This is a genomic window from Endozoicomonas sp. ONNA1 (assembly GCF_024606325.1).
GTDB lineage: Bacteria > Pseudomonadota > Gammaproteobacteria > Pseudomonadales > Endozoicomonadaceae > Endozoicomonas_A.
In genome coordinates this window covers 1-2,451 of the sequence record NZ_JAHHPN010000716.1, presented here as the reverse complement: position 1 = coordinate 2,451, position 2,451 = coordinate 1, and the positions used below count along the sequence as shown (strand labels likewise).

Genomic DNA, 2,451 nt, shown 5'->3' with positions numbered 1-2,451 from the left:
TGGACTTTATGGAGCCCGATACCCTGACCCGAAAGAACATCCGGTTTACCTCCGGAGCCTTTGACCGCCTCCGGGGCTTTCTCAAGGGCGTGGGCCGTCCATCACCATCGCAGGTCAAAGGGAAATATGCAGCCACCGGCAGTCTGGACAAGTATAGGTCTTTCATAGGCCTTTCCGACCTGATCACCGGGATTGACTCCGTGGGATATCATTACGAAAATCCTCGGTCCCTGAATATGACGGACACCCAACGGCAGATTTATACCGGACGCCAGGTGGTTTTTTTTGCGGCAGTGACATTGGAGGTGTTTGACTGGATCGGTTTCGGGCTAGAGGGGCTTAGGTGGTTAAGCCCGTCCTCCAAGCAGCTATTTTCTTCCCATCGGACAGCACCAAAGCTACTCTACACCGAGTTACGCAAGCCGACCAGCGGGCTGAAAAAAGCCAAGGGGCTGGGTAAAAAAGTCGCTCGTTTTTTGCCTGTAGCGGGTTTCGGTGTGCAAACAACCAGTCTCATCCTGACCGGAATTGAATATGAGAACGAAAAGGATCCGGAAGTCAAGAAACTCTTGGAATCCAGGGTGATCTTTGAGTCGGTGGATATGGGTATCTCCACTATTTCGGAGTTTCTCGGGCCTTACGGGCTAATGATTGACACTGTCATGCACTACGTCAGGGCTATTTTTGACTCGTATTATAAAGAAAAGTTAGAAAAGCTGGCCTTTAAAAAGTTACGGGACGCTGCGGGCAAGGCGACCCAAACCTTTAACACGATTCACGCCCAGCTGGACCCCAAAAGCTACCTGTACGGCAACCAGACCATCAATGCTTTGATGAGCGGGGACGGCAAAAATCTCCTGCCCGTAAACATCCAGACGATCGACCTGGTCAACAAGACCCTGACCCTCGGGGGAGGCTATTCATTCCGGACAACCTTCATCGCCGGAAAAAAGAACGACTGGAAACAGAAAAAGTGTAAGGATAAAACCACCGTAGAGTACAACAGGTTTGAATGCGCCAGCGATATCAACGAGCTCCACTACTCCCCGGTTCCCTACCACCTGATCGACAATGCCCTGAAGACATTATGCTCGAAGGAGCCGCGTTTAACCCCCTACCAATGTGAAAGAGGAGTGTTTCACAACCTGGATCAGATGACCGACAAAAAGATGATTTTAATGCCTTCCACACCCGAGTGGGATGTCAGACTCGGTTACACCCGAACTGACCAGACCTTTAAGGGGAGTGCGCCAAAAAGCAGCTCTCCCGGTGCAAAGCTGCTGAATGCCGTCAGCAATGAACTGCTGCAACTGTTTTACCAGAAAAAGGTAAAAGACACCAAGATCAGTACGTGCAAAAATGCTCCTTTGTGTGATGAATTTAAAGTCAGATACACGGATAAATACATTGGCCAGATGTTCACCCATACGGACGCTTTCGCGTACCGTTTCTCACGCAGCCACGTGTATCTCGATGAAAAAGATCACATCCTCGTCTTTCACAAGGTCCTTGAATTCATCTGGCTGCTGAGTTACGACCTGCATAGCCCTGTAGGGGGCAGCAACACCTACCTCCTGATGTCCAACGGTGCCCACCTCATCCGCATTCACCCCCGTGGAAAGACCGCCGCTACCTGGGTGTTGAACTACAACGGACAACGCCCCTATGCCTGCATAACCGAGCAGGCCGGCGGGACGCGAAGCTGTTCAACCGTGCTGAACCAGACCGAAAAAACCTGGACCCTCTACCTGGGTGAGACCTGTTTCCGGTTTCCTGCCCCGACGCCGGACACCCCCTATAGAGTGATAGCCCAGGATGCCAACGCACAGTTTGAATGGCTGCCGAAGGATCGCAAGGTAATTCGCCGTTTATACGACACTAAGAACCTGAATGAAAAGGAGTCAAGGGCACCGAAACTGCTCGGAATAACGACCCATTACACCGCTTTCAGCCGGTTTCTGCCGTTGGAACTGAAAGAATGCCAGGCCACCTCGATCTATGCACACTGCATGGCTCAGGCGCCGAACTGGTGGCTCAAGTCGTCACGCAAAATACCGTACAAGTTCTGGTCTGAATACCTGAAGGACTGTAGAAAAAAGGCCGCTGGGCATCGCGATGCACCCTATTCCTGCTTCCCCGGCAAGCTGGGACTGGCCAAAGCAGATTGGCATAAGTTAGACCGGGTGAAGCTCTGGTACGATACCCGCCACCACAAAGAAATCCAGCTCATTGCCCCCAGTGATAAGGTAAAACCGATCCAGGGGAGCCCGACCACTGGCTACTATTTTATTGACCTCGTCAATCAACAGGTGTTGTTCAAGAGTGCCAGGATCCTGGATCAGGAAATCAGGCAATTCCGTGAATTCAGCGCCACAAAGCATGGCGCGGTGTTTGGCCGCAAGGTATCAAGGACATTGCCGGGCAAAGATGACTCGCAATTGCTGGTGTTTG

The 2,451-nt window shown here is 51.7% G+C and carries 1 protein-coding gene; it reads left to right on the top strand.

Annotated elements, in window-relative coordinates:
- The coding region (locus KDK19_RS16765) for a hypothetical protein (RefSeq protein WP_257292413.1) at nt 1–2,451 on the top strand (2,451 nt) is incomplete at both ends.